This window comes from Pseudoxanthomonas sp. LARHCG66 (assembly GCF_052871755.1).
Genome location: NZ_JBIXJW010000004.1, coordinates 112,420 through 136,836, shown reverse-complemented (window position 1 = coordinate 136,836; position 24,417 = coordinate 112,420). Strand labels below are relative to the sequence as shown.

General features: G+C 67.0%; 19 protein-coding genes. 9 read left to right on the top strand and 10 right to left on the bottom strand.

The window, feature by feature from the left end; genetic code table 11:
• Nucleotides 1–33: 33 nt before the first annotated feature.
• From ACIPRS_RS13370 to ACIPRS_RS13360, 3 genes are all read right to left on the bottom strand, one after another.
• Nucleotides 34–2,814, bottom strand: coding sequence for a TonB-dependent receptor (locus ACIPRS_RS13370; protein ID WP_446538883.1), 2,781 nt, complete (start codon nt 2,812–2,814; stop codon nt 34–36).
• A 224-nt stretch (nt 2,815–3,038) separates the two neighbouring features.
• On the bottom strand, nt 3,039–5,693 hold the full coding sequence (locus ACIPRS_RS13365; protein WP_446538882.1) for a TonB-dependent receptor: 2,655 nt from the start codon (nt 5,691–5,693) through the stop codon (nt 3,039–3,041).
• Between the two features lie 135 nt (nt 5,694–5,828).
• Nucleotides 5,829–6,863, bottom strand: coding sequence for a glucokinase family protein (locus ACIPRS_RS13360; RefSeq protein ID WP_446538881.1), 1,035 nt, complete (start codon nt 6,861–6,863; stop codon nt 5,829–5,831).
• 380 nt (nt 6,864–7,243) lie between these two features.
• On the opposite strand from ACIPRS_RS13360, the gene ACIPRS_RS13355 reads away from it, so the two are divergent.
• From ACIPRS_RS13355 to ACIPRS_RS13330, 6 genes are all read left to right on the top strand, one after another.
• On the top strand, nt 7,244–8,560 hold the full coding sequence (locus tag ACIPRS_RS13355) for a sugar MFS transporter (protein ID WP_446538880.1): 1,317 nt from the start codon (nt 7,244–7,246) through the stop codon (nt 8,558–8,560).
• 11 nt (nt 8,561–8,571) lie between these two features.
• Entirely contained in the window at nt 8,572–9,639 is a 1,068-nt protein-coding gene (locus ACIPRS_RS13350) for a LacI family DNA-binding transcriptional regulator (protein ID WP_192199775.1), read from the top strand.
• On the top strand, nt 9,636–10,673 hold the full coding sequence (locus ACIPRS_RS13345) for an SIS domain-containing protein (RefSeq protein WP_446538879.1): 1,038 nt from the start codon (nt 9,636–9,638) through the stop codon (nt 10,671–10,673). The genes ACIPRS_RS13350 and ACIPRS_RS13345 overlap by 4 nt, the downstream gene beginning before the upstream one ends.
• Nucleotides 10,674–10,678: 5 nt before the next feature.
• On the top strand, nt 10,679–11,815 hold the full coding sequence (gene nagA / locus ACIPRS_RS13340) for an N-acetylglucosamine-6-phosphate deacetylase (protein ID WP_446538878.1): 1,137 nt from the start codon (nt 10,679–10,681) through the stop codon (nt 11,813–11,815).
• A 10-nt stretch (nt 11,816–11,825) separates the two neighbouring features.
• Nucleotides 11,826–12,896, top strand: a complete 1,071-nt coding sequence (locus ACIPRS_RS13335; RefSeq protein ID WP_446538877.1) for an acyltransferase family protein — start codon at nt 11,826–11,828, stop codon at nt 12,894–12,896.
• 264 nt (nt 12,897–13,160) lie between these two features.
• Nucleotides 13,161–14,240 carry a PQQ-dependent sugar dehydrogenase gene (locus ACIPRS_RS13330; RefSeq protein WP_446539103.1) on the top strand — a complete coding sequence of 360 codons (1,080 nt, stop codon included), beginning with the start codon at nt 13,161–13,163 and terminating at the stop codon, nt 14,238–14,240.
• On the opposite strand, the gene ACIPRS_RS13325 is transcribed toward ACIPRS_RS13330, so the two are convergent.
• From ACIPRS_RS13325 to ACIPRS_RS13305, 5 genes are all read right to left on the bottom strand, one after another.
• Complete coding sequence (locus tag ACIPRS_RS13325; protein ID WP_446539102.1) at nt 14,241–14,573, bottom strand: lipid-A-disaccharide synthase N-terminal domain-containing protein; 333 nt, start codon at nt 14,571–14,573, stop codon at nt 14,241–14,243.
• Between the two features lie 2 nt (nt 14,574–14,575).
• A complete protein-coding gene (locus ACIPRS_RS13320) occupies nt 14,576–15,310 on the bottom strand; it encodes a glycosyltransferase family 2 protein (protein ID WP_192199778.1) in 735 nt (244 codons plus the stop codon).
• A gap of 22 nt (nt 15,311–15,332) precedes the next feature.
• Nucleotides 15,333–17,000 carry a phosphoethanolamine transferase gene (locus ACIPRS_RS13315; RefSeq protein WP_446538876.1) on the bottom strand — a complete coding sequence of 556 codons (1,668 nt, stop codon included), beginning with the start codon at nt 16,998–17,000 and terminating at the stop codon, nt 15,333–15,335.
• Complete coding sequence (locus ACIPRS_RS13310) at nt 16,997–17,656, bottom strand: phosphatase PAP2 family protein (protein WP_446538875.1); 660 nt, start codon at nt 17,654–17,656, stop codon at nt 16,997–16,999. The genes ACIPRS_RS13315 and ACIPRS_RS13310 overlap by 4 nt, the downstream gene beginning before the upstream one ends.
• Before the next feature lie 191 nt (nt 17,657–17,847).
• A complete protein-coding gene (locus ACIPRS_RS13305) occupies nt 17,848–19,563 on the bottom strand; it encodes an ArnT family glycosyltransferase (protein ID WP_446538874.1) in 1,716 nt (571 codons plus the stop codon).
• A gap of 127 nt (nt 19,564–19,690) precedes the next feature.
• Here ACIPRS_RS13305 and ACIPRS_RS13300 point away from each other — a divergent pair, with 127 nt between their 5' ends.
• Genes ACIPRS_RS13300 through ACIPRS_RS13290 form a run of 3 tightly spaced genes read left to right on the top strand, consistent with a single transcriptional unit; the run spans nt 19,691 to nt 22,345 of the window.
• A complete protein-coding gene (locus tag ACIPRS_RS13300; RefSeq protein WP_446539101.1) occupies nt 19,691–20,395 on the top strand; it encodes a response regulator transcription factor in 705 nt (234 codons plus the stop codon).
• Entirely contained in the window at nt 20,379–21,638 is a 1,260-nt protein-coding gene (locus tag ACIPRS_RS13295) for a sensor histidine kinase (RefSeq protein WP_446538873.1), read from the top strand. Before ACIPRS_RS13300 ends, ACIPRS_RS13295 begins: the two co-directional genes overlap by 17 nt.
• Nucleotides 21,639–21,697: 59 nt before the next feature.
• The gene (locus ACIPRS_RS13290) at nt 21,698–22,345 is read left to right on the top strand and encodes an MliC family protein (RefSeq protein ID WP_446538872.1); all 648 of its coding nucleotides are present in this window, start codon (nt 21,698–21,700) and stop codon (nt 22,343–22,345) included.
• 48 nt (nt 22,346–22,393) lie between these two features.
• Here ACIPRS_RS13290 and ACIPRS_RS13285 read toward each other — a convergent pair whose 3' ends face one another.
• Together ACIPRS_RS13285 and ACIPRS_RS13280 are read right to left on the bottom strand one after the other, a co-directional pair.
• The gene (locus tag ACIPRS_RS13285; RefSeq protein ID WP_446538871.1) at nt 22,394–23,059 is read right to left on the bottom strand and encodes a DUF3011 domain-containing protein; all 666 of its coding nucleotides are present in this window, start codon (nt 23,057–23,059) and stop codon (nt 22,394–22,396) included.
• Nucleotides 23,060–23,151: 92 nt separating this feature from the next.
• On the bottom strand, nt 23,152–24,381 hold the full coding sequence (locus ACIPRS_RS13280; RefSeq protein ID WP_446538870.1) for a multifunctional CCA addition/repair protein: 1,230 nt from the start codon (nt 24,379–24,381) through the stop codon (nt 23,152–23,154).
• Nucleotides 24,382–24,417 lie beyond the last annotated feature (36 nt).

Sequence of the window (24,417 nt, the reverse complement as noted above, 5' to 3'; positions counted from 1 at the left end):
GGAACATCAATCCGCTGGAGCGGTGGAGAGAACTCAGAACTGGAAGCGCAGCGACGCCATGTAACGGCGACCGGTGCGGTAGGCACCGCGGGTCAGGCGCTCGTCGGTGGCGTAGCTGTGGTAGACCTCGTCCAGCAGGTTCATGCCTTCGAGGCTGACCGTCATGTAGTCGTTGATCTTGAAGCCGACCGATGCATCCAGCGACGCATAGTCGCGCGTCCACAGGTCGTCACCACGGTCCACCTGGGTGAAGTACTTGGAGCGCCAGGAGTAGGTGATGCGCGCGTTCCAGCGGTCGTTTTCGAAGAACGGGCTGATGTTGACCTGGTTTTCCGAGTTGTACGGCAACGGACGACCGGTATCCGATTCGGCGTCGGCGTACGTGTAGTTGGCGATCACGCCCAGGCCGTTGTCGAAGTTCTGCTGATACGCCAGCGCGACACCCTTGACCTTGGCCGAGCCGGCATTGAAGGGACGCGCCACCTGGTAGGTGGTGTCGGCCTGCTGCGCCTGGTTGAAGTGCACCTCCGGGCGCGTCGACACCAGGATGTAGCTGCCGATGTCCTTGTAGAACACCGAGCCGGAGAGGATCGCGTTCTCAGCGAAATACCACTCGGCCGCAGCATCCAGGTTGGTGGATTCGTACGGGTCGAGGTCCGGATTGCCGCCGCCACCGGTCAGCGTCTGGTCGCCCAGCCACAAGTAGGTCGACATGTCGCCGTAGTTCGGACGCGAGATGACCTTGGCCGCCGACGCGCGCAGGACCAGCTCGTCAGTGGCTTCGAACACCAGGTTTACGTTGGGCAGGAAGTCGTTGTACTTCTTCTTGGTGCTCGCCCAGGCGTACGACGTGGCAGGGCACGGACTGACATTGACGGTGCATGCCCAGCTGCCGCTGTCCGACTCGGTCTGCACGTAGCGCACACCGACGTTGCCGCGCAGCCGCTCCCAGCTGAAGTCGGCCTGCACGTAGGCGGCCTTGATGTCTTCCTCGATGGTCCAGGTATTCGCGGCGAAGGAGGGGTCGTTGAACGTGCTGGGCGTCGGCATGGTCTGCCACGGCGCCAGCCAGTCACCGCTGAGGATGTAGTCGGCCAGCGCCCAGCCATCGATGGTGAAGCGGTTGTTGAGGTCGCCCACGCCGTTGAAGCCACTGAGGTAGTTGCTCGGCAGCGGACGAGGATCGAACTGCGCGGCCGAGGCATCGCCGTAGCCCGCCACCGCGGCCAGCGATACACCACCCATCACCTGCGAGGTTTCATGGCTGCGCTGCTTGTAGCCGAAGCGCAGCAGATAGAACGGCGAATCCAGCTTGATGCCGAAGTCGACCTGGCCGTAGGTCTCCTCGTCCTTGGTCGGCTTGAAGACGATGTTGCCGCCCCAACCCGGGTTCCACGTTGCGGCGCTGTTCGGATCGCTGCCCCAGCCGCCATCCATGCGGAATGCGCTCGGGTCCAGGAACGGATTGGTGCCATGGAACACCACGCTGCCGGGATTGCCCGGTGCGCCGCTGATGTCGTAGGTGTAGTCCGACCAGTTGAGGAACTCGCCGAACACCTGCTGGCCGGTGCCGCCCGTGGCCTCGCTAGTGCCCAGTTCGGTGGAGACGAACCAGCGCTCGGCGTTCCACTTCGCCTTCAGGTCGTAGGAGTCGGTTTCGACGGTTGCCTTGCGGTTGATCAGGTCGTAGACCACCAGTGCGTTGTCGAACGTGCCGCGGGTGATGACACCGTCTTCGATGGTGACGTCGGTCAGGTTCATCAGGCCGTTCCACGCGTTGCCCATGAAGGCGAACATGGAGTGGCTCATGTTGTCGTAGCCGGCTTCGACCTTCAGAGCATTGAGCTCGATGTCCAGCTCTTCGACCGGTTTGAACTGCAGCGCCAGCGAGTAGGTGTCGCGCTTGCGCTCCTGCTCGAAGTAGTGCGCGCTCAGCGAGTTGGGGCCGCGGGCGGTGAGGTTGTTCTGTAGCGCGTCCTCGCACGCATCAACGCAGACCTGGGGTTTCGGTGCGCCGACGGACCAATCCATCGGACGGTTGTTGACCGAGCCGCCCCCGCCCTGGCCATCGCGGTAGTCCAACGCGCTGACCGAACCATACGATTCCACGCCATCGCGACGGATGTTCTCTGTGGACGTCTGCGCCGAGACCAGAATGCCGAAGGTGCTGGCATCGTTCTTCCAGCTGTACATCAGTGACGCCTGCGGATCATTCTCCTTCACCCGGTCGTTCCACAGGTAGCTGACCTGGCCGGACACACTGTTGGCTTCCAGGTCCAGCGGCTTGCGCGTGGTGACGATCACCGTGCCGCCGATCGAACCTTCGTCGATGTGCGCTTCGGGCGACTTGTAGACCTCGACCTTGCCGACGATCTGGGGCGCCAGCAGCGAATAGTTGAACGTGCGGCCTGGCTGGTCGGCGATGAACCAGTCTGCCGACGCGACCGTCTGACCATTGAGCAGCGTGCGGTTCAGGGCCGGATCCGTTCCCAGGATGCTGACCTTCTCGCCCTGCCCGAAGGCCTTGTCGATGGTCACGCCCGGGATGATCGTCATGGCTTCTGCCACGTTGGTGGCCGGGAACTTGCCGACATCTTCCGCGGTGATCACGTCGATGATGGCGTCGGAGTTGCGCTTGGTATCCAGGGCCTGCTGCAGGCTGGCGCGGATACCGACCACGGTGACACGGTCCAGCTCGGTGGCTTCGTCACCACTGGCTGCAGCAGGTGCTGTGGCCTCCTGTGCCTGCGCATGCATGGCGAAGCCAAGACACGTCACGATGGCGGCGGATAGAACGGTCTTGCGATGCTTCATGATGTCTCTCCCATCATTGCTCGAAGAATGGACGACCCGTTGGTGCGGCCGCCTGCGTGCTTGCGGGTGGCGTCCCCACGCCGGTTCCCGCTGTGCGCCTGTACCGGCGCTCCCCTGGTATCGATCCGAGCCGGTGCTGGGGCACCGGCTCTGCGGCGTTCAGCCGTGCGTGTGCCGCGGTGAAACGCCGCCGGCAGGCCATGGGGCCTGCCGGCGGAGGTGCATCAGAACTTGAAGCGGAGGTTGAGATAGTACTGACGGCCGTTGCTGTAGAACGCCTGCGGCTGGCCGTTGGCCTGGTAGTACTTGAGGTCTGGGTTGTTGAGGTTCAGCGCATCAAAACTGATGCTCAGCCAGTCGGTGGCCTTGTAGCTCAATGACGCGGCCAGATTGTCGGTATCGTCCTGGTAGTACTGACCGGCGCGCAGCATGCCGTGGTAGAACGAGGAACGGTACGTGTAGCTGAGGCGGGCGCTGAAGCGGTCGTTCTCGAAGTAGCCCGACACGTTGTAGGTGTTCTTCGACGTGCCCACCAGGTCTTCGCCACCATCTGCCTCGCCATCGGCATAGGTGTAGTTGGCGTTGATGCCAAAGTAGTCGCCGATCGGCTGCTCGTAGGCGATCTCGAAGCCTTTGACCTTTCCATTGGTGTTGATCGGCGCCACCACGTCATACAGCTCGTACTGGCCGTTCTGGTCGTTCAGAAGTTCCTGCGTGGTCACCCCGAATTTGACGTAGTTCTTCAGGTCGATCGAGAACACGCCGAACGACAGCAGCGCACGCGGGGCGAAGTACCACTCAAGAGCGGCATCGAAGTTGGTCGCGATGATCGGTTCCAGCGACGGGTTGCCAGCGTTGCCGGTGTGGGTGAGGTTGGAGACCGAATACGAGCCGGACAATGCCGAATAGTCGGGCAGGGTCTGCGTCTGCGAGGCAGCGAAACGGAACAGCAGGTCGTCGCTGAGATTGAACTTCAGATTGGCGCTCGGCAGCAGGCGCGACGGCGAATTTTCTGCGTTCATGCGCAGGAAGTTGCCGAACAGGCTGCTGACGTCAGGCGTTATCGGGCTGCCGGCCGCCAGGGACTGGTAGTAGCGGATCTTCTGGGTGATGTCGACGTAGCGCAGGCCGACGTTGCCGCTCCAGGTGTCGCCGGTGAAGTTCGCTTGCGCGTAGAGCGATGCGGTCTGCTCGTCGATCTTGAACTCGCTGCCATAGTTGTGGCGGGCGCCATCGCGGCGAACAGTGGAATTGTTGTTGACAGCGTCTTCCAGGGCGTCCTGGGTGAAGTACCAGATGTTGGTCGGGAAGCTGCCACCCAGGTCCCGCCCGAAGTCGCCGGGGTAGTAGCCCACGGCGGCACCGGCCAGCGCGCCGGCGATGTTGCCCGGATCGGAGCCGTACGGGCTGCTGACTTCACGGGTGTGGTCGGTGTAGCGCGCGCCGAACTGCAGCGATGAGAACACGCCCTTGTCGACGAACAGCTCGGCGTCGGCGCTGAACCAGTTTTCCTTGTCCTCTACGCCGTAGTACTGGATGCCCCAGGTGCCGAAACCGTTGGTCGTTGGTTGCGAGTGATCGCCGCCCATGTACCAGTCGATCGGTCGGCCAGTGCCGTTGACGGTCCAGCCGCCGCCGCCGCCCACGCCGGTCACGACTTCCGCGATGTTCTGTGTGCCGGTCTCGCCCTTGCCCTCGGTGGTGCCGAGCTGGAACTTGATATCGAGATTGTCGCTGGCGGCCCAGTCCGCGTCGAAGGTGACGTAGTGCGACTTCGCGCTCGATTTCGGCCGGGAGATCATGTCGTAGATGCCGTAGCCGGTGCCGGCGACGCCGGCATAGTCGGCCTGCACCAGCGTGTTGTTCTCGATGCGGTAGCCGGCCAGCGGCGCCTGCGAGTTGACGAAGTTGCCCGTCCACAGCATGTAGTTGCGGTTGTAGTTCTTCGCATCCATGTCGGACACAAAGGCGCTCAGGCCCAGGGTCCAGCTGTCGCTGGGCTTGGCCTGCAATTCGATCAGGCCGCCCTTGCGTTCGCGGGTCTGAGTGAAGTAGGTCGAGCCGATCAGGCTGGGGAAGTAGACGCCGGCCAGGTCCGGATTGGTGGCGACCACGGCGGCGTCATCTGCAATCTGGCCGAAGCCGCCCACCACCTCCTGCCCATCACGGCGCAACTCGCGCTCCTGATAGAAAGCCTGCGCCATCACACCGAAGGTGCCGGCATCGTTCTTCCAGTTGAACAAGCCGCTGAACTGCGGGGTGGTCTTGCCGGGGCCATCGGCATAGACGCCACCGATGCTGGCTTCGGCCGTGAATTGGTCGGGGAACTCCAGCGGCTTGCGGGTGATGATGTTCACCGTACCGGTAGCGCCGCCTTCGGGCAGGCTCGCCAGCGAGGACTTGTTCACCACCACCTGGCTGACCAGTTCCGACGGCAGCAGCGAGTAGCTGACGCTGCGGCCTACCGTTTCGATCTGGCTGAGGATGAACCAGTCCGCCGTGCCGATGGTGTGCCCGTTCACCAGCGTCTGGGTCAGGCTGGGGCTGGTGCCGCGCAGACTCACGCGATCGCTTTCGTCGAAGCCGCCTTCGTTGGCGCTGGAGGAGCTGATGTTCACGCCCGGCAGTCGCTGCAGGGTGTCCGCTACATTGCGCGCCGGCAGCTTGCCGATGTCCTCTGCAGTGACGACCTCGACGTGTGCGTTCGCCTCGCGCTTTGTATCCAGCGACTTCTCCATGCTGCCGCGAATGCCGGTGACCACGACGGTGTCCAGGTCCGTGGCATTGCTGGCGGGCGCGGCTTCTTGCGCATGGGCCTGCACGGCCATGCCGAGGCAGGTCACGACGGCGGCGGAAAGAATGGATCTGCGGTGCTTCATGACGTCTCTCCCATCATTTTCTGAGTTTCGGCAGTTCGCTCGCGCTATTCCGCCGTGCTTGGTTGGTTCCGGTTTTCGGGTGATGTGCCAGCCTTGGCGCCATCGGTAATGCGGCGCCTGTTCCGGCGCTTCCACTCAATTGCTGTCGTCGTGGTCCAGGTACCAGCGGGCGGCACCCACCACCCCCAACTGCCCGTGCTCCACCAGCTTCACGGGAATACGTTCAAGCGCCTCGCGCATCGATCCCTTGTTGAGGAACCGCGGCACGAAACTGCTTTGAATCAGGAAATCGCGGATCTTCGGCAGGATGCCGCCGGCGAGGTACACGCCACCCTGCACGCCGTACAGCAGCGCCATGTCGCCGACCACGCTGCCCAGCAGGCCGCAGAACACGTCGAGGCTTTCGCGCGCCATCGGGTCCTCGCCGGACAGGGCGGCGGCGGTGATGTCGCCGGGGCGCGCATACGCTGAAGGCGCGGCCCCGCGCACCGCGCACAGCGCGGCGTGCAGGTTCATCAGGCCGGGACCGGAGAGGGCCTGTTCGACCGGCACGTGGGTGCGGGTCTTCAGCATCTCGGCCAACAGGGCCATTTCGAGTGTGTTGCCGGCGGTCAGCGCGGCCTGGCCGGCTTCGGTGGCCAGGACCACGGCACGCTTGCCGGCGGGAATCCAGACCGCCGCCCCCAGGCCGGTGCCCGGGCCGAGGATCAACGTGGGTCCCCGCGCCGGCGCGATGGCGGGACCGGCCAGTTGCAGGACCTCGCTGGCGTCCATCTGTGCCGCGGCGTGCGCCACGGCTTCGAAATCGTTGACCAGGCGGACGTCGTCGAAGCCCAGCTGCGCGCGCAGTTCGACTGGCGACAGTCGCCACGGCAGGTTGTTGGTGATGACGGTGCCGTCTTCCAGCGCGTAGCCGGCACTGGCGATCACCGCGCGGTTCACCCCGGCCGGAGCCAGACGGGCGAGGAAGTCGCCGACGATGTCACCCAGGCTCGCGTATTCGGCGCAGGCGTACTTGCGGTACTCGAGCACACTGACCGGCGCGCCAGGATCGCCGCTGCCGCGGACCAGGCCGATGCGTACATGCGTGCCACCGACGTCCGCCGCGATGAAGGCGTCTTCCGCCCTGCGGATGGCATCTGCCGGTACTGGATTTGCAATGGCGACCACACGTCTCCCCACATGTTCGCGGCCGGGACTCCCGCATCCCGATATGGCCCGAGTGTGGAAAGTGTTTGACAACGTTGTCAAGACTCTGTCATCAAATAGGCGTCTGGCGGGCAGTTGGGTGTAGCGAAACGGAAACAATTGGCGTGTTCAGCATTTGATTGTCCGCATATTTGCGGTTAATCATTGAAAATGAAGGTCAGTTTTCTTCAAGTCTCGCAGGACTTCATGCTGCAGTGCACGAAGGCTTGGCGCTCACACAAGGGGTTGCGCTGTCGCCGCAACTGCCCATACGGTCGCTCTTTGATGGATTCTTTGACAACGTTGTTTCCGGTCGCGGGTTTGTTGCGGACCCGCTCATCGGCCAGCACGAGGGGACTCTCATGACCATCGCATCCGGCTCCAACCCGCTTCGCTCGCTGGCCATCGTCGGCCTGCTGTTCTTCATCATCGGGTTCTTCACCTGGATCAACGGACCGCTGATCACCTTCGTGCAGCTCGCGTTCGACCTGGACGAGGTGAATGCCTTCCTCGTGCTGATGGTGTTCTACCTGTCGTACTTCTTCCTCGCCCTGCCGGCGGCGGCATTGCTCAAGCGCACCGGCATGAAGAAGGGGCTGGCGATCAGCCTGTTCGTGATGGCAGTGGGCGCCGCGATGTTCGGCGAGTTCTCCACCCAGCGCTGGTACCCGGGCGCGCTGTCCGGCCTGTTCGTGATCGGCGGCGGATTGGCGTTGCTGCAGACGGCGGTGAACCCGTACGTCAGCATCCTCGGTCCCATCGAGAGCGCGGCCCGGCGCATCGCGCTGATGGGCATCTGCAACAAGATCGCCGGCATGCTGGCGCCCATCGTGATCGGCACGCTGGTGCTGCATGGGGTGGGCGACCTCGCTGCGCAGGTCGAGGCCGCCGACGCGGCCGGCAAGGCGGTGCTGCTGGATGCATTCGCCGCGAAGATCCATCTGCCGTACCTGGTGATGGCCGGCATCCTGGTGGTGGTCGCCATCGGCATCCTGTTCTCGCCGCTGCCGGAGGTGAAGCCTTCCGACGCCAACGCCGCGCCCGTGGCGGATGCCGCCAATGGCGAACGCGGCCTGGCGCAGTTCCCGCACCTGTGGCTGGGCGTGTTGTGCCTGTTCCTCTACGTGGGCGTGGAGGTGTTGGCGGGCGATGCGATCGGCACGTACGGCCGCGGCTTTGGCCTGCCGCTCGACCAGACCAAGCTGTTCACGACCTACACGCTGTTCGCGATGCTGGCCGGTTACCTCGTCGGCCTGGCCGCGATCCCGCGCTTCGTGTCGCAGGAACGCTACCTGGCCGTCTCCGCAACGCTGGGCGTGCTGTTCGCGCTTGGTGCGTTGCTGACCCATGGCTATGTGTCGGTGGGTTTCGTCGCGGCGCTGGGCTTCGCCAACGCGATGATGTGGCCGGCGATCTTCCCGTTGGCGATCAAGGGCCTCGGCCGGCATACCGAGACCGGATCGGCCCTGCTGATCATGGGCATCGCCGGTGGCGCCATCCTGCCGCAGGCGTTCGCGGTGCTGAAGCAGCACTACGACTTCCAGGCGGTGTTCGCGGGGCTGGCCGTGCCTGGGTACCTGTACATCCTGTACTACGCACTGGCCGGTCACCGGGTGGGCCGGTCGCGGCCGGCGACGGACGTGCCGGAACGCGGCATCATGGCGGACTCGCCTCCATGACGGAAACGCCCATGCGCCGACCCACCATCAAGGACGTCGCCGAACGCGCGAAGGTCTCGCTGAAGACCGTGTCCCGGGTCATCAACAACGAACCGTCGGTGCTGCAGGGCACCCGCGCGCGCGTGCTGCACGCGATCGCAGAACTGGACTACGAGCCGGACCAGTCCGCGCGCAACCTGCGCAGCGGCACGCCGTTCGTGATCGGGCTGGTGTACGACAACCCCAACCCGTACCACATCATCGGCGTGCAGAACGGCGTGCTGGCCGCGTGCAAGGAAACCGGCTTCGGCCTGCAGATCCATCCGGTCGATTCCACCTCGCCGTTGCTTGCGGAGGAACTGGTCGAGTTCGTGCAGCGTTCGCGCCTGGCCGGGCTGGTGCTGACCGCACCGATGTCCGAGCGCGCCGACCTGGTGACGGCGCTCGCCGCGCGCGGGGTGAAGCTGGTGCGCATCATCGCCGCCACCGAAGATCCGGACGATGGCCTGCCCTGCGTCTACGTGGATGATCGCGACGCCGCGTACGAGATCACCGAGCACCTGATCCAGCTCGGCCACCAGCGCATCGGTTTCCTCTGGGGCGGCCTGGCGCACCGGTCGAGTACGGAGCGCTATGCCGGCTACGAGAAGGCGCTGAAGGATTACGGCATCCAGCTCGACAAACACCTGGTGGTACCGGGCGACTACACGTTCGACGACGGCTTCCGGGGTGCACGCCGGTTGCTGGCGCTGCGCGAGCCCCCCACGGCGATCTTCGGTTCCAACGACGAGATCGCGGCCGGCGTGCTGGCCGCCGCCAAGTCCACCGGCATGAACGTGCCTTACGACCTGTCCATCGCCGGTTTCGAAGACAGCCCGTTCTCCAAGCAGTCGTGGCCGCCGCTGACCACCGCCAAGCAGGCCACGCAGGACATCGCGAAACAGGCCGCACGCCTGCTGATCGCCGGCCTGCGCCAGGACGCTTACGACGACAATCCCTCGCCCGTGCACAACCAGGGCTTCGTGCCGCAACTGGTGGTGCGTGGCTCCACCGCGCCGGTCAGGCCGCGCGCGGACCGACCCGAACCGACATCCCCATGACCGATACCTCGTTGCCCGCACCCTCCGATACGCTGATGCACCAGGAGGCGGCCCAGACCGCCGACATCGTTGCCGACCAGTACGCCCGCAACGCCGCCACGGTGAAGGCGCTGGCCGACGACCTGCGCCGCAATCCGCCGCCCTTCGTGGTCACCTGCGCGCGCGGCAGTTCGGATCATGCGGCCACCTATGCGAAGTACCTGTTCGAAACGCAGCTGGGCGTGGTGACCGCATCTGCCTCGCCGTCGGTGGGTTCGGTCTACGAAGCGAAGCAGCGGCTGGACGGCGCGCTGTACGTGGTGATCTCGCAATCGGGCAAGAGCCCGGATCTGCTGCGCAACGCGGCCTCGGCGAAGGAAGCGGGCGCGCGCGTGGTGGCGCTGGTCAACGTGGAGGATTCCCCGCTGGCGCAACTCGCCGACACCGTGCTGCCTCTGCGCGCGGGGCCCGAGCGCAGCGTGGCGGCGACCAAGAGCTATCTCGGTTCGCTCGCGGCCATCCTGCAGCTGGCCGCGTACTGGAAGGACGAAGCGCCGTTGCATGCGGCGACGGAGGCGCTGCCGGAGGCGTTGCGGCGCGCGTGGCAGGCGGACTGGTCGCCGTTGGCGGAGGGGCTGGTGGGGGCACACAACCTGTTCGTGCTCGGCCGCGGATTGGGCCTGGCCGCCGCGCAGGAAGCCGCGCTGAAGTTCAAGGAGACCTGCGGACTGCATGCGGAAGCCTACAGTTCGGCCGAGGTGAAGCACGGGCCGATGGCGCTGGTGGGGCCGGGTTTCCCGGTGCTCTGTTTCGCACAGCCCGATGAAACCGAGGCCGGCACGCTGGCGCTGGCGCAGGAATTCCGCGGCCGCGGCGCACAGGTGTGGGTGGCGTCGCGGCAGGGCGATCTGCCGCTGGTCGAAGCACCGCATCCGGCCTGCGCGCCGCTGCTGACCATCCAGAGCTTCTATCGCGCGATCAATGCACTGGCGCTACGTCGCGGCCACAATCCCGATGTGCCGCCGCATCTCAACAAGGTCACTGAAACGGTATGAATGCGATGAGTCCTGCCACCGCCCTGTGCCACGCACGCGTGCTTACGCCCGACGGCGTCATCGATGGCCTGGCGGTGCTGATGCAGGATGGTCGCATCGCCGACCTCGTCGCCAATGACGCGGTGCCGGCGGAAGCGAAGCGGGTCGATCTCGGGGGGGCACTGCTGGCGCCCGGCTTCATCGATGCGCAGGTCAATGGCGGTGGCGGCACGCTGTTCAACAACGACACCAGCGTCGAGGCGATACGCACCATCGCCGAGGCGCACCGTCGTTTCGGCACCACCGGGCTGTTGCCTACGCTGATCAGCGACGACGCCGAGGTGATGGCGCGCGCCATCGCCGCCACGCGTGACGCCATTGCGCAACAGGTGCCGGGCATCCTCGGCATCCATCTGGAAGGACCGTACATCGCGCCGGCGCGCAAGGGCACGCACGATGCCGGCAAGTTCCGCGTACCGGGCGAAGACGAGGTCGCGATGGCCACCTCGCTGGCCAATGGCGTCACCCTGCTGACGCTGGCACCGGAGCAGGTGCCTGCGGACACCATCCGCGCGATGGTGGCGCGCGGTGCCATCGTGGTGGCCGGGCACACCGCCGCCACGTACGAACAGGTCCGCACCGGCATCGATGCCGGCATATCCGGGTTCACCCACCTCTACAACGCGATGTCGCCCCTGCAGGGCCGCGAGCCCGGTGCGGTCGGTGCCGCCCTCGAAGACGACGGCTGCTGGTGCGGGGTGATCGTCGATGGCGTGCACGTGCATCCGGCCAGCCTGCGCGTGGCGCTGGCGGCCAAGCCGCGCGGCAAGGTGTTCCTGGTCACCGACGCGATGCCACCGGTCGGTGCGGATGATCCCTCCTACGTGTTGTACGGCGAAACCATCACCGCCATCGACGGCGTGGTGCGCAACGCCGCGGGCGCGCTGGCGGGCTCGGCGCTGGACATGATCACGGCAGTGCGAAACAGCGTGCATCTGCTGGGCCTGCCGCTGGAAGAGGCGCTGCGGATGGCGTCGACCTATCCGGCCGAATTCCTTGGTCTGGGCAGCACGCACGGTCGCATCGCGCCGGGATACCAGGCCGATCTGGTCGCGCTGGACGCCGGGTTGCAGGTGGTGGGGACGTGGATCGGCGGGAAGTGAAGCGGTACGCATGAGCGTCGCCTCTGCCCGGTTCGCCTCCGTCGACGCACTGCGTGGGTTGACTGTGGCGGCGATGTTGCTGGTCAACACGCCGGGCGACTGGTCGCATGTGTATGCGCCCTTGCTGCATGCCGAATGGCATGGCGTCACGCCGACCGACCTGGTGTTCCCGTTCTTCCTCTTCATCGTCGGCGTGTCGATCGCGCTGGGTGTCGTACCGCGCATGCAGGCCGGCGTGGAGCGCAAGGTGCTGGTGCGTGCCGTGCTGTGGCGGGCGACGAAGATCATCGCGCTGGGGATGGCCCTGCACCTGCTCGCATTCTGGTGGCTGGATCGTCCGCAGTTCCGTCCGTGGGGCGTGCTGCAGCGGATCGGGCTCTGTTTCGCGGCCGGGGGGATGATCGCGCTGTACCTGAAACCGCGCCTGCAATGGACGGTGGTCGTGACCACGCTGCTCGGTTACTGGGCGCTGCTGGCGCCGTGGGGCTACGCGCCCTTCGAGCATCTTCCCGCCCGGGTGGACACCGCGCTGTCCGGACACTGGCTGTACCAGTGGGACCCGGCGACGGGGCGCGGGCAGGATCCCGAAGGATTGCTCAGCACATTGCCCGCCATCGCCACCACGCTGCTCGGACTGCGTGCGGGCGAGGCGTTGCGTGCGGGCACGATGAAGCCACTTGCGGTCGCGGGCGTGCTCGCGGTCGCGCTCGGCCTGGGCTGGGCGCCGTTGTTTCCGTTGAACAAGGCGCTCTGGACATCGTCCTACGTGCTGTTCACCGCCGGCTGCGCGACGCTGGCGCTGGCGGCGTGCCATCTGCTGGTGGATCGGCGTGGCTGGCCGGCGCTGGGTCGTCGCTTCGGCATCAATGCCATTGCCGCGTACGTCGGTGCGGCGGTCATGACCTACGTATTGCTCGGCACGGGCTGGATGGGACCGATCTACCAGGTCGGCTTCGCCGGATGGATGACGCCGCGATTCGGTCCTTGCGTGCCGTCGCTGGCGTTCGCGTTGGCGTTCGTCAGCGTGTGGTGGCTGGTCGTGCGCCTGATGGACCGCCAGGGCTGGTACCTGAAGGTCTGAAGCACAGGAACCATCACGCTTTTCTTCACCGCGCGGGAGTACAACGGCAGCCAGTCACCCGCCGGATGCGCCCGCATGAGGATGTCGTTGCTGCTCGCCTGTTGCCTGAGCCTGCCCGCATGCCAGCGGGCCACGGTGGACGACCAGGGCATGAAGGTCGTGGTGGCCTCGCGGACGGGCTCCGCGACATCCGGACCGGCCGCAGGCATTGCGCCGGTGGCGTCGCCGGCACCCGATGCCTCCGCATCGGGAACCGGCCGCACCATGGCGGGCCTGTCGCGGGCGCGGGCGGTGCCGGACCCACCCTTCACCAGCACGCCGGTGGCCACGTTCAACGAGCCCTGGGCGATGACGTTCCTGCCCGATGGCCGCCTGCTGGTGACGGAGAAATCCGGCAGGCTGCGACTGGCCAATGTCGCCACGGGCCAGGTCGGCGAGATCATCGGCGTGCCCACCGTCGCGTACGGGGGACAGGGCGGATTCGGTGACGTGCTGCCGCATCCGCGTTTCGCCGACAACCGGCTGGTCTACCTCAGCTATGCCGAAGCCGGCAGCGGCGGCACGCGCGGCGCCGCGGTGGCGCGTGCGACGCTGGTGCTGGATGCCAGCGGCAACGGCGGCAGCCTGTCCAACCTGCAGGTGGTGTGGCGGCAGTTGCCGAAGGTCAGCGGCGATGCCCACTACGGGCATCGGCTGGCGTTCGGTGCGGACGGCAAGCTGTGGATCACCTCCAGCGACCGCCAGGCGATGGCGCCTGCGCAGGACCTGCAGTCGTCGCTCGGAAAGCTGATCCGCCTCAACGACGATGGCAGCGTGCCACCGGACAATCCGTTCGCCGCGCAGGGCGGTATCGCCGCGCAGGTGTGGACGCTCGGGCATCGCAACCTGCTGGGCATCGCCTTCGACGGCAGTGGCCGTTTGTGGACCCACGAGATGGGTCCGGCGGGCGGCGACGAACTCAACCTGATCGAGCGCGGCAGCAACTACGGTTGGCCGGTGGTCTCCAATGGCGACCATTACGGCGGCACGCCGATTCCCGATCACCCGACACGCCCGGAGTTCAATGCGCCGGAGGCGTGGTGGACACCGGTGATCGCGCCGGCGGGCTTCGTCATCTACTCGGGCAATCTGTTCCCGTGGTACCGCGGGAAGGGCTTCATTGGCGGGCTCGCCTCGCAGGCGTTGATCGAGATCGAGTTCGATGGCACGCAGGCACGCGAGGCGCGTCGCTATCCGATGGGCCGCCGCATTCGCGAGGTCGAACAAGGACCGGAGGGCGCGCTGTGGCTGCTGGAAGACGGCAGTGGTGGCCGCCTGTTGAAGCTGACGCCCAATCGCAGCTGATCAGGGCGTGCTTCCCAGCGCCCGCTGCTGGCGCTGGTGATGGATGTCCAGGTAGAGGCTGTAGGCGGCGGTGAAGGCGGGCAGCAGGTTCTGCAGCACGCCTACCGCATCCTGCTTGGACGAGAACAGGAAGTAGCTCAGCGCCATCAGGCTGCCGCACAGGCTCATGTACCAGAACATGCGTGGGATCACCGGGCGGCGCGCGCGCCGCGATGCGACGAACTGGACCAGCCAGCGCGCGCCGAACAGGCCAGCGCCGGTCAGGCCGATCAGCTTCCACGGCGTCATGTGCAGGCCGGTCCAACCCAGCCAGACGATTTCCTGATCCATCATGTTCACGATTTGCGCCCTGCATGGATCTCGCTGACGGCGGTCACGTGGCTGCGATGGATCAGCCACGACACGCCCATCAGATCGCGAATGCCGACCAGTGCGCGGCCCAGATTGGTGTACTTCGATTGGCCGGACCCGCGTGGCCGGTGCGACACCGGCACGCTGACCGTCAGCCAGCCGGCACGCTGCATGAGCGCGGGCAGGTAACGGTGCATGTGGTCGAAATAGGGAAGCTCGAGGAACGCCGCACGCTCGAACAGCTTGATGCCGCAGCCGGTGTCGGGCGTGTCGTCATGCAGGAGCCACTGGCGGATGCGGTTGGCCCAGCGCGATGCCCAGCGCTTGCTGCTGGTGTCCTTGCGATCCACCCGCCAACCCGCGTAGAGCCGGGTCTGCGGATTGCCCGCCTCGCGTGCCGCCAGCAGCTTCAGAATGTCGCCGGGATCGTTCTGGCCGTCACCGTCGAGGGTGACGATCCATGGCGACAGCGCATGCTTCACGCCGGTGCGGACGGCGGCGCTCTGGCCGCTGCGCCGGTGGTGCACCACCACGCGCAACTCCGGCACCTCGGCCTTCAACGCCGCGAGCACGTCGCGGGTGTCGTCTTCGGACTGGTCATCCACGCAGACGATGTCGAACACGATGCGGCCACGCAGGTGCTGGACCACTTCGCGCACCAGCGGCCCGATGTTGCCGGCCTCGTTGAAAACAGGAATGACGACGGAAAGACTTGTCATGGCAGTGCTCGTCTCGACCATGTCAGCGTGCGCTCCTGCAGGTCAGGAAAATGTCGTAGTCCGGCTGATACAGCGATGTCTTCACGTCGGTGAGTCCCAGTACGGTGTGGAAAAGCTGGTCATGGCTGGCCTGCCTGCCCGCGCGGTCGCGCAGGCACTGCGGATCCAGGTGCGTGGATTGCCGCCACGAGGGCGAGAACCACGCGACCATCGGCACGTCGAGTTGCTCGCGTGGCGCGATGGCATAGGGCATGCCGTGCAGGTAGAGGCCTTTCTCGCCCAGCGATTCGCCGTGGTCGGAGACATAGAGCAGGGCCGTGTCGTAGCCCGGGAGCGTCGACAGGCGATCGATCGCGCCCGCCAGCACGTGGTCCGTGTAGGCGAGTGCGTTGTCGTATGCATTGACGATCTGCGCGCGGCTGCAGCGCCCCAGGTCCGAGGTCTCGCAGACCGGCGTGAAGCGACGGAAAGCAGGCGGGTAGCGCTCGAAGTAGGTCGGGCCGTGGTTGCCCAGCATGTGCAGCACGATCACCTGGTCACCCTTGTTGCGCGCGACGGTTTCTTCCAGCCCTTCAAGCAGGATGCCGTCGAAGCAGCGCGCCCCGTTGCACAGTGCGGAGTCCTTGCGTGCATGCAGGTCTTCGACCGGCAGGCCCGTGCAGACGCCTTTGCAGCCGGACTGGTTGTCGCGCCACAACGTGGCCACGCCCGCGCGTTGCAGGACGTGCAGCAACGACTGGTGGCCGCGGATCGCTTTTTCGTCGTAGCGTTCGCGTCCCCACGGGGAGAACATGCAGGGCAGCGAGACTTCAGTGCTGCTTCCGCACGCACTGACGTGCGGGAAGTTGAGCACGCCGCGTGCGGCCAGTTCCGGCGTGGTCTGGCGCGCGTAACCGTTGAGGCCCCAGTTGGCGGCACGCGCGGTCTCGCCCACCACCAGCACCAGCAGGCGCGGCCGCCGCATCGTGGCGGCAGGCGACTGCACGGCGTCCTCGCCGATGGGAAGTTGGGCATGGGTGCGGCCGGGCGGGTCTTCGCTGACCACCTTCGCCAGCGACACGAGCACGTTGGCGGGCGTGACGAGGTAGCGCACCTCGCGCTGGTTGCGCAGGAAAGCGGTAAGCGGCTGCAGGGAAGGCAGCACGCCGACCAGCCCGACCACGACCATGCCGAGGAGGAAGACGCTGCGCGCCAGCACTGCGCGTGCAACGCCGCGCGGCCGCAGGCGCACGCGCCACACCACGAACAGCGGCGGCACAGCCGCCAGCAATGGCAGCAGCGCATCCGGGCCGGCGAGGTCGGCGGCTTCGCGCCAGTCGGTATGCAGGACGTTGCGGACCATGTCGGCGTCGATGTAGATGCCGTACGCGGCCATGTAGTGCCCGGCCAGCGCCGCGACCACCACCAGCAATGACAGCATCACGCGCGCGGTACGGCGCCAGACCAGCAGCGACAGCCAGATCCCGTGCACCGCGGTGATCAGCAGGAACAACGACAGGGTCCAAGTTCCCTGTGCCCATGGCTGTGGGGACGCTGCCCGCCAGAAGACCGCGTTCGCGAACAGGCTGAAGTAAAGGCAGGCCGCCAGGATCAGTGTTTCCGTGCCCACCAGCGGGCGGACCGCCAGCGCGGCACGCAGCCGTTGCCAGCGAGAGGGAACGCCTGCGTGATCGAGCACCGAAACGCTCATGCGCATGCCTCCATCGTCACCTGGCCGCGTCGCGCACCGAGTCCCTCGACGGCGCAGGCGATGGTCCAGCACACCGCCAGGCTGGCGACGTCATGCGACAGGAAGTGCGCACCGCGCAGCTGCTGCGCCAGGCCGAAGACGCCACCCGCCAGCAGCCCGACCGCGAGCCCTGCAAGCCGCCACCGGGGCGCGACGTGCAGGAAGAAAAAGTACGACGCCACCCAGGCGTAGCCGCTGGCGGCGTGCGCGGCGGGAAAGCAGGCGGCGGGGCCCAACGAAGCCGGACGCGGTGCCAGCAGCGGCACGTAGGCGCGCTGGCCGCCGAATCCCGCAAGATCCCACGGGCAATCCACCTGCGTGACCGCCTTCAACAGGGCCACGCATGCGGTGGACGCGAGCAGCGCCAGCAGCAGGCGGGCGGCAGGACGCGTCCATGGAGCCGATGCAGGCTTCGCCCAGTGCACCAGGGTGGCGGCCAGCAGGCCAAGCCAGGCCAGCAGGCTCGCGGTGCGGCCGCCGCGATGCAGGACGGTTTCCAGCAACACGCTGCGCTTGAGCGACCACGCATCGCCTTCCCAGTGGAACAGCCAGCCCGCCCAGGGCAGGTCGATGCGGCATGCCAGCTGCCATGCGATCAGCAGCAAGGGAATGGACACCAACGCGAGGCGCGGTCCGGGACCTGTCGTTGGAGCGGAGGACGGGAGCGACGGAACGGGCATGCGGATGCGGATGCAGGAAGGTGCACGCATGCTCGTGGCCGCGATGTCGTAGCGCAGTCGGACAGCCGTCGGAAACGCGTTAAGTCACGCGCGAATGATTCCCGCCTGCACGCGGCGTTGTTCCGGATTCAGTCTTCGCTGACATCCGCCGACCAGTCGGGTGGCACATCGCAGCCTTCGATCCAGGCATCCCCGGGTGCAAGGATCCATGCACGCCGGTTGGATGCGCCGATGTCGACCACCTTCGCCGGATCCAGACACGGGCCGATGGCTTCGCTGCGCAGGAACAGCCAGCGCTTCGCCGGTGCTTGCAGCAGCCACGCGTGCGCATGCTGCCACTGCGCCGCCCAGGGCTGCTTGAAGCCGAAGTCGGTCACGGGCCGGTCCGCCTGCAGCAGATGCTGTTCGCGCCAGCCCAGCATGGCCAGTTCGGCATCCGGACCGATCCGCTCGCCGACGCGCTGCATCAACGCCTGGGCCGAACTGTCGGGGCTGAGCGCCGGCATGAAGCCCATGCCATACGACGTCCACAGTGCGGCCGTCACGGCGACCAGCGCCACCGCCACATGTCGTCGCGCGGCGACTATCGCGGCGAGTGCCACGACTGCAAATCCCAGCAGCCATCGGCTCAGCTGCGCGACCGTCGCCATGTCCATGCCGCGGCCGTCGAGCAGTGCTTGCAGGCGCTCGGGGGGCGCCATCGACAGCCACGCGCCCAGCACCCCTGCGACCAATGCCAGCACGGCCATGTACGACCACAGCGTTGCGCGCACCGCGCGTCGTCGCAACAGGCCCGGGAGCAGCGGTGCCGCCGCCACCGCCAATGCCGGCAGCATCGGGAAGATGTAGACCTCGCGCTTGCCCGGGCTCGCGCTGAAGAACACCAGCACCAGCGCCGTCCAACCCAGCAGCAGGACGTGGCGCGCATCCGGCCGGCGCACGCGCCGCCACCACGCGGGCAGCAGCCACGGCGCCAGCAGCACGCCGGGCAGCCACAGCGTCAGCATCGCTTGCAGGTAGTACCACGCGGGTTTCACGTGATGCCATGCGTTGGCATAGCGCGTGCCGGTCTGCTTGAACAGCATCTCGCGCGCATACGCCTGCAGCGCAGGATCCGGGGAAGAGAGCGCCGTCGCGAGCATCGGCACGAGCCAGGTGCCCGCGCCCAGCAGGAATCCCGCCACGCCTGCAAGCACGTGCACGCCACGCGGTGCGGGCAGCGCGCGGGATGCCGTCCGTCGCGCCCACAGCCACGGCAGGAACACCAGCAGCGGCAGGAAGCCGACACCCTTGGTCACCGTGCCCAGGCCGGCGGCGAAGGTGCCGAGGGCCAGCAACCAAGGACTCGGCTTCTCCAGCAGGTAGCGCAACAGTGCCCACAGCGACAGCGTGGTCATGGCCACCAGCACCATGTCGATCTGCGCGCGCTTGGCCTGCAGGGCGAACTGCAGGCAGACGAACAGGCCGAAGACGGCGTAGGGCACCGTGTGCCGGCCCCACAGACGGCGCGCCAGGTCACCAGACAACCCGAGGGTCAGCAGCGCGGCCAGCAGCGACGGCAGCAGGAACGCCACCTGCCAGTTGCGCACCAGCAGGTAGCTGGTGGCCTGCAACCACATGAATGTCGGAGGTTTCTCCGCATACAGTTCCGCACCGCGGTGCGGGAACAGCCACTGGCCGGTCTCCACCATCGTCCGCGCGGCCAGCACGAAGCGTGGTTCGTCCGCCGGCATCGGCTCGCGCATGCCCAGTCCCGCCAGCAGCGCCCACAGCATCAGCACGAGCAGCAGCGGCGTCTGCCAGCCGGGGGCGTGTTGAAGGCGCATCGGGCGCATGGGGGGCATGCCGGTCTGCAACGCGGCGCATGATCGTGGATGATGGGGCGTAGGAGATTCGTCGGAATTCCGACGGCGCTTCGACGTCCGGCCTGCGATGCTGCCGGTCCTTCCCCTGCTGGCGCGGACCTTGCCGATGCGGCTGCTGGTCATCGAAGACAACCGGAACCTGGTGGCGAACCTGTTCGATTACTTCGAGGCGCGCGGCCACACCCTGGACGCGGCGCCCGATGGCGTGACCGGCCTGCACCTGGCCAGCACCCAGGTCTACGACGCCATCGTGCTGGACTGGATGCTGCCGCGCCTGGAGGGCCCGGAAGTGCTGCGCCGCCTGCGCGAGGAGCACGACTCCAGCGTGCCGGTCATCATGCTGACCGCGCGCGACGAACTGCCCGACAAGATCGCCGGTTTCCGCGCGGGCGCCGACGACTACCTGACCAAGCCGTTCGACCTGCCGGAACTCGAAGTGCGGCTCGAGGCGCTGATGGCGCGGATGCACGGCCGGCAGCGGCGCAAGGTGCTCGAAGTGCACGACCTGAAACTCGACCTGGCCACGCTGGAGGCCACCCGCGCCGGGCAGGTGCTGCATCTGTATCCCGCCTGCCGCAAGCTGCTGGAAACGCTGATGCAGGCCAGCCCTGCTGCCGTCACCCGGCAGCAGCTGGAACATGCGCTGTGGGGCGACCACCCGCCGGATGGCGACATGCTCCGCTCGCACATCTACGAACTGCGCCGCAGCGTGGATGGCCCATTCCCGGTGAAGCTGATCCAGACCCTGCCCCGCACCGGCTACCGTCTGGCGGTCACCCACTCGGAGGGACGCGATGGAAAAGCGCCGTAGCCTGCATGCGAAAATCAGGCGCCTGCTCGGGGGTTACGCGGTATTGCTGGCCGCCATCATCATCCTGGTCTTCGCTGATGACTTCCTCGAGGACTGGGTCTGGAAGTCGCTGCTCCAGCAGGAGATCGTGCACTACGTCCAGCAGAAGGCCGCAGATCCGGGCCACGAATGGCGTGACACCGGCGCGATACAGCTCTACCGGGTGCCGGGCCGCCAGCCCCCGCCCGGTCTGTCGATGCTGCCGCAGGGCGTGCACGATGATTTCTGGTTCGGCGGGCGCGAGAACGTGGTGCTGGTCCAGCGTGTGCAGGGCGTTGACTACTTCGTCGTGCGCGACATCACCGGGATCGAGACCATCGAGGACGCCCTGCTCCTGGGATCACTGGGCTTGGCGTTCATCGCGCTGGTGGTCATAGGGGTGATGGTCGCCCGGGGCGTGCGGACGGCGCTGCGCCCCCTGTCCGACCTGGCGAACGATATCGGCGCGCTTTCTCCCGATCATGCCGGCCAGCGCGTGGTCGTGGCGAATGGCGCCAGCTCCGAGCTGCACGTCATCACCAACGCCCTGAACGATTACCTGCGCCGCCAGGATGACTTCGTCGAGCGCGAGCGCACCTTCATCGATACCGCCAGCCACGAGCTGCGTACGCCTATCGCCATCATGGCGGGCGCCAGCGAACTGGCGCTGGAGCAACCCGGCCTGCCGGCGCCGGCGCGCCAGCAGGTGCAACGCATCCATCGCACGGCCCGCGACGTGGAGCGCCTGATCGCCCTGCTGCTGACGCTCGCCAAGGACCCGGCACGGTTGTCGCGCAGCAACGAAGTGGTGATGCTGCATGAACTGCTGCCGGACATCATCGACGACCACCGCCACCTGCTGGCGGGCAAGGATCTTTCCATCGTGGTCGACGAACTGCTGCCATGCACGGTGTCCGCGCCACTGCACATCGTCCAGGCGGCCATCGGCAACCTGCTGCGCAACGCCGTCGAGAACAGCGACCGCGGCGAGATCCACATCCGCCTCGACGCCGATGCCACCGTCACCCTGCAGGATCCCGGGCACGGCATGACGCCGGAAGACATCAGCCGCATCTACGCACAGCTGGCGCGCGGCGGCAGTCGCGAAGGTGGCGGCATCGGACTGGATCTGCTGGCCCGCCTGTGCGAACACCTGGGCTGGACGCTGTCGATCCAGTCGGCGCCGGGGCGCGGCACGATCAGCCGGCTGCGCCTCTCGCGCTGACGGCACGCCTTCACGCGATCGGCGCTAGCATGCGCCGCACCCCGTGCCGGAGACCGCCGATGAAGTCGCCCCTGTTGTGCTTCCCTCTGCTCCTGCTGGCAGCCTGCGCGCCCGAAACCCCCGCGCCTGCCGCTACAGCGCCCGCCCCCGCGCCCGCCGCCACGGCTCCTGCCGCGAACGTGGCAGCGCCGGAGACCGCTCCCGCGCTGGCACCGCCCTCGTTCGATTGCGCCAAGGCCGCCAGCGAGGCGGAGAAGCTGGTCTGCACCGACGCCGAACTGGCCGCGCTCGACCGTCAGCTTGCCACGCGTTACGCGGAAGCCAAGGACGCCGACCCTGCGATGCAGCGCGGCTGGGTGAAGGGACGCGACGAGTGCTGGAAGGCGGACGATGTGCGCCTGTGCGTGCTGGAGTCCTACAGGACCCGCCTGGTCGAGCTGGCGATCCATGCGCCCGGCCTGGTGGTGCAGAAGGCGGTGGAATACCGCTGCGACGACAACAGCAAGCCGTTCACGATGACCTTCTACAACGACCTCGATCCGGCGGCGGCGGTGATGACCTGGGGCAACGACCAGGCCATCGTGTTCCCGCATCCGGCAGCCAGCGGCGCCAAGTACGGCCGCAGCGGTATCGAGTACTGGGAACACCAGGGCGAAGCCAGCGTGGACTTCTTCGGCAACAAGCTCAGCTGCCGGCCTGTCCCGTGACCATGAGGGAAGGACGCCAAGCGTCCTTCCTCCACGGGCTTCCGACGTTCAGCGAACGCGGCGGTAGCGCACCTCGTTGTGCCGATCACCGACCTGCGAGGTGACCAGGCCGTCGTGGGACTGGTCGATGTCGAACGTGGTGTTGCCGACGTTGAGGCGGCCGTCGTTGATCCAGCCGTTCACGGTCTGGCCACCGGAACGGGCTTTTGCGCGGCCATCGGAGTCGATGGTCAGGGTCACGTCGCTGTTGTACATCGGGTTGTAGCCTTCGAACGTGCCGATCATCCAGCCGGGAACATACGACGTATGCCGCGGCCCCTGGTAACGGTCGTCGTCGTACTTGTTGTCCTTCTTGTCCGCGTTGGCGGCGATGGCACCGAGGATGGCCGCGCCGATGAGCACCCCGGCCGCCACCTTGGCATCCTTGCTGCCGTCATGGTGGCCGGACGAACTCGTGTGCACGCGGAAGGTCGCGCGGCAGCCGTCGTCCACCCAGATCTCGCGGCGGTTGTAGTCCCAACTGCGGCCCTGGACGCACGAGGTGCTGGACAACTGGCGGTCCAGGGTGACGTAGGCCGAGGTGGAGATCGGGCAACTCTGGTAGCGGTCGTTGCGGCTTTCGCAGTTGACATAGTCATCGTCGGCCCGGGCTTCGGAGCCCCAGAGGCCGGCGCCGGCCAGGCAGAGGTACAGAATGGTGCGCGTGCATTCCATGACGGACCCTCGAGTGATGGGATGGCGTGATGCGGCTCCCGTGCCGCGAACGCGACAATACCCGCCCACGTGTGAAATGGGATGCGGGTGGATCAGCCGCTGATCCGACGGGCGCGCTGCACGGCGGCAACCCGCGCGGCGCGTACGGCGTCGCCGATCTGCGGCCCGGTCATGCCGTCGCAGGCCACGTCGCGGGTGCTGACCTGCCGGGCCGCCTGGTGCAGGCGCAGCAGTTCCCGGCCCTGCGGATAGTCCGCCTCTGCATGGTCGCCACGTCCGCGTTTGTCCGCCTCGCAGACCGTGGCCAGCCACGGAATGCGCTCGGGACGGCGGAAGGCATCGCAGCGGGTGAGCAGCTCCACGACCGTGGCATCGCGCAGTTCGGCCAGGCGATGCACGTTGAGATGCTCGCGACACGCCATCACCGCCAGCTCGCGGTAGTCGGCCGGCACCCTCAGGCGCTCGCACAGGGCGAGCACGGGCCTGACGCCCGCGTGCTCGTGCCCGATGTGCTTCGGCAGCATGTCGGCCGGCGTCAACGCCTTGCCGAGGTCGTGGGCCAGCGCAGCGAACCCGATGCACGCATCACCGGGCGCCAGGCGCGCGGCCATGTCGCTGACCATCTCCTGGTGCACGCCCGTGTCGACTTCCGGGTGATACTCCGCGCGCTGCGGAACGCCGTACAGCGCATCCACCTCGGGCAGCACCACGGCCAGCGCCCCGCAGGCACGCAGCGTGGACAGGAAGGCAGAAGGCGTCGTCGACGCCAGCGCGCGCCTGAGTTCCTGCCACACCCGCTCCGGCACCAGCGCGTCGAGCTCGCCACTGGCGACCAGTTCGCGCATCAGCGCCATCGTCTCCGGCGCGATGGTGAAACCCAGCGATGCGAAGCGCGCCATGAACCGCGCCGCGCGCAGCACGCGCAGGGGATCTTCGACGAAGGCCTGGCTCACGTGCCGCAGCACGCGCGCGTCGATGTCGCGCGCCCCTCCGTACGGGTCGATCAGCGTTCCGTCGGCGTCCTGCGCGATGGCATTGAGAGTGAAGTCGCGCCGCTGTAGATCCTCTTCCAGCGTCACGGAGGGATCGGCATCGACCACGAAGCCACGGTAGCCCCGTCCGCTCTTGCGTTCCGTGCGCGCGAGCGCGTACTCCTCGCCCGTATCGGGGTGCAGGAACACGGGGAAGTCGCGACCGACAGCCTTGAATCCCTGCGCTTCCATCGCCGCCTGGGTGGCACCGACCACGACCCAGTCGCGGTCGCCGGGAGCCAGCCCAAGCAACCGGTCGCGCACCGCGCCGCCGACGAGATAGATCTTCATGTCGGCATGATGCCGGATTGGTGCGTCCGCCGTCTG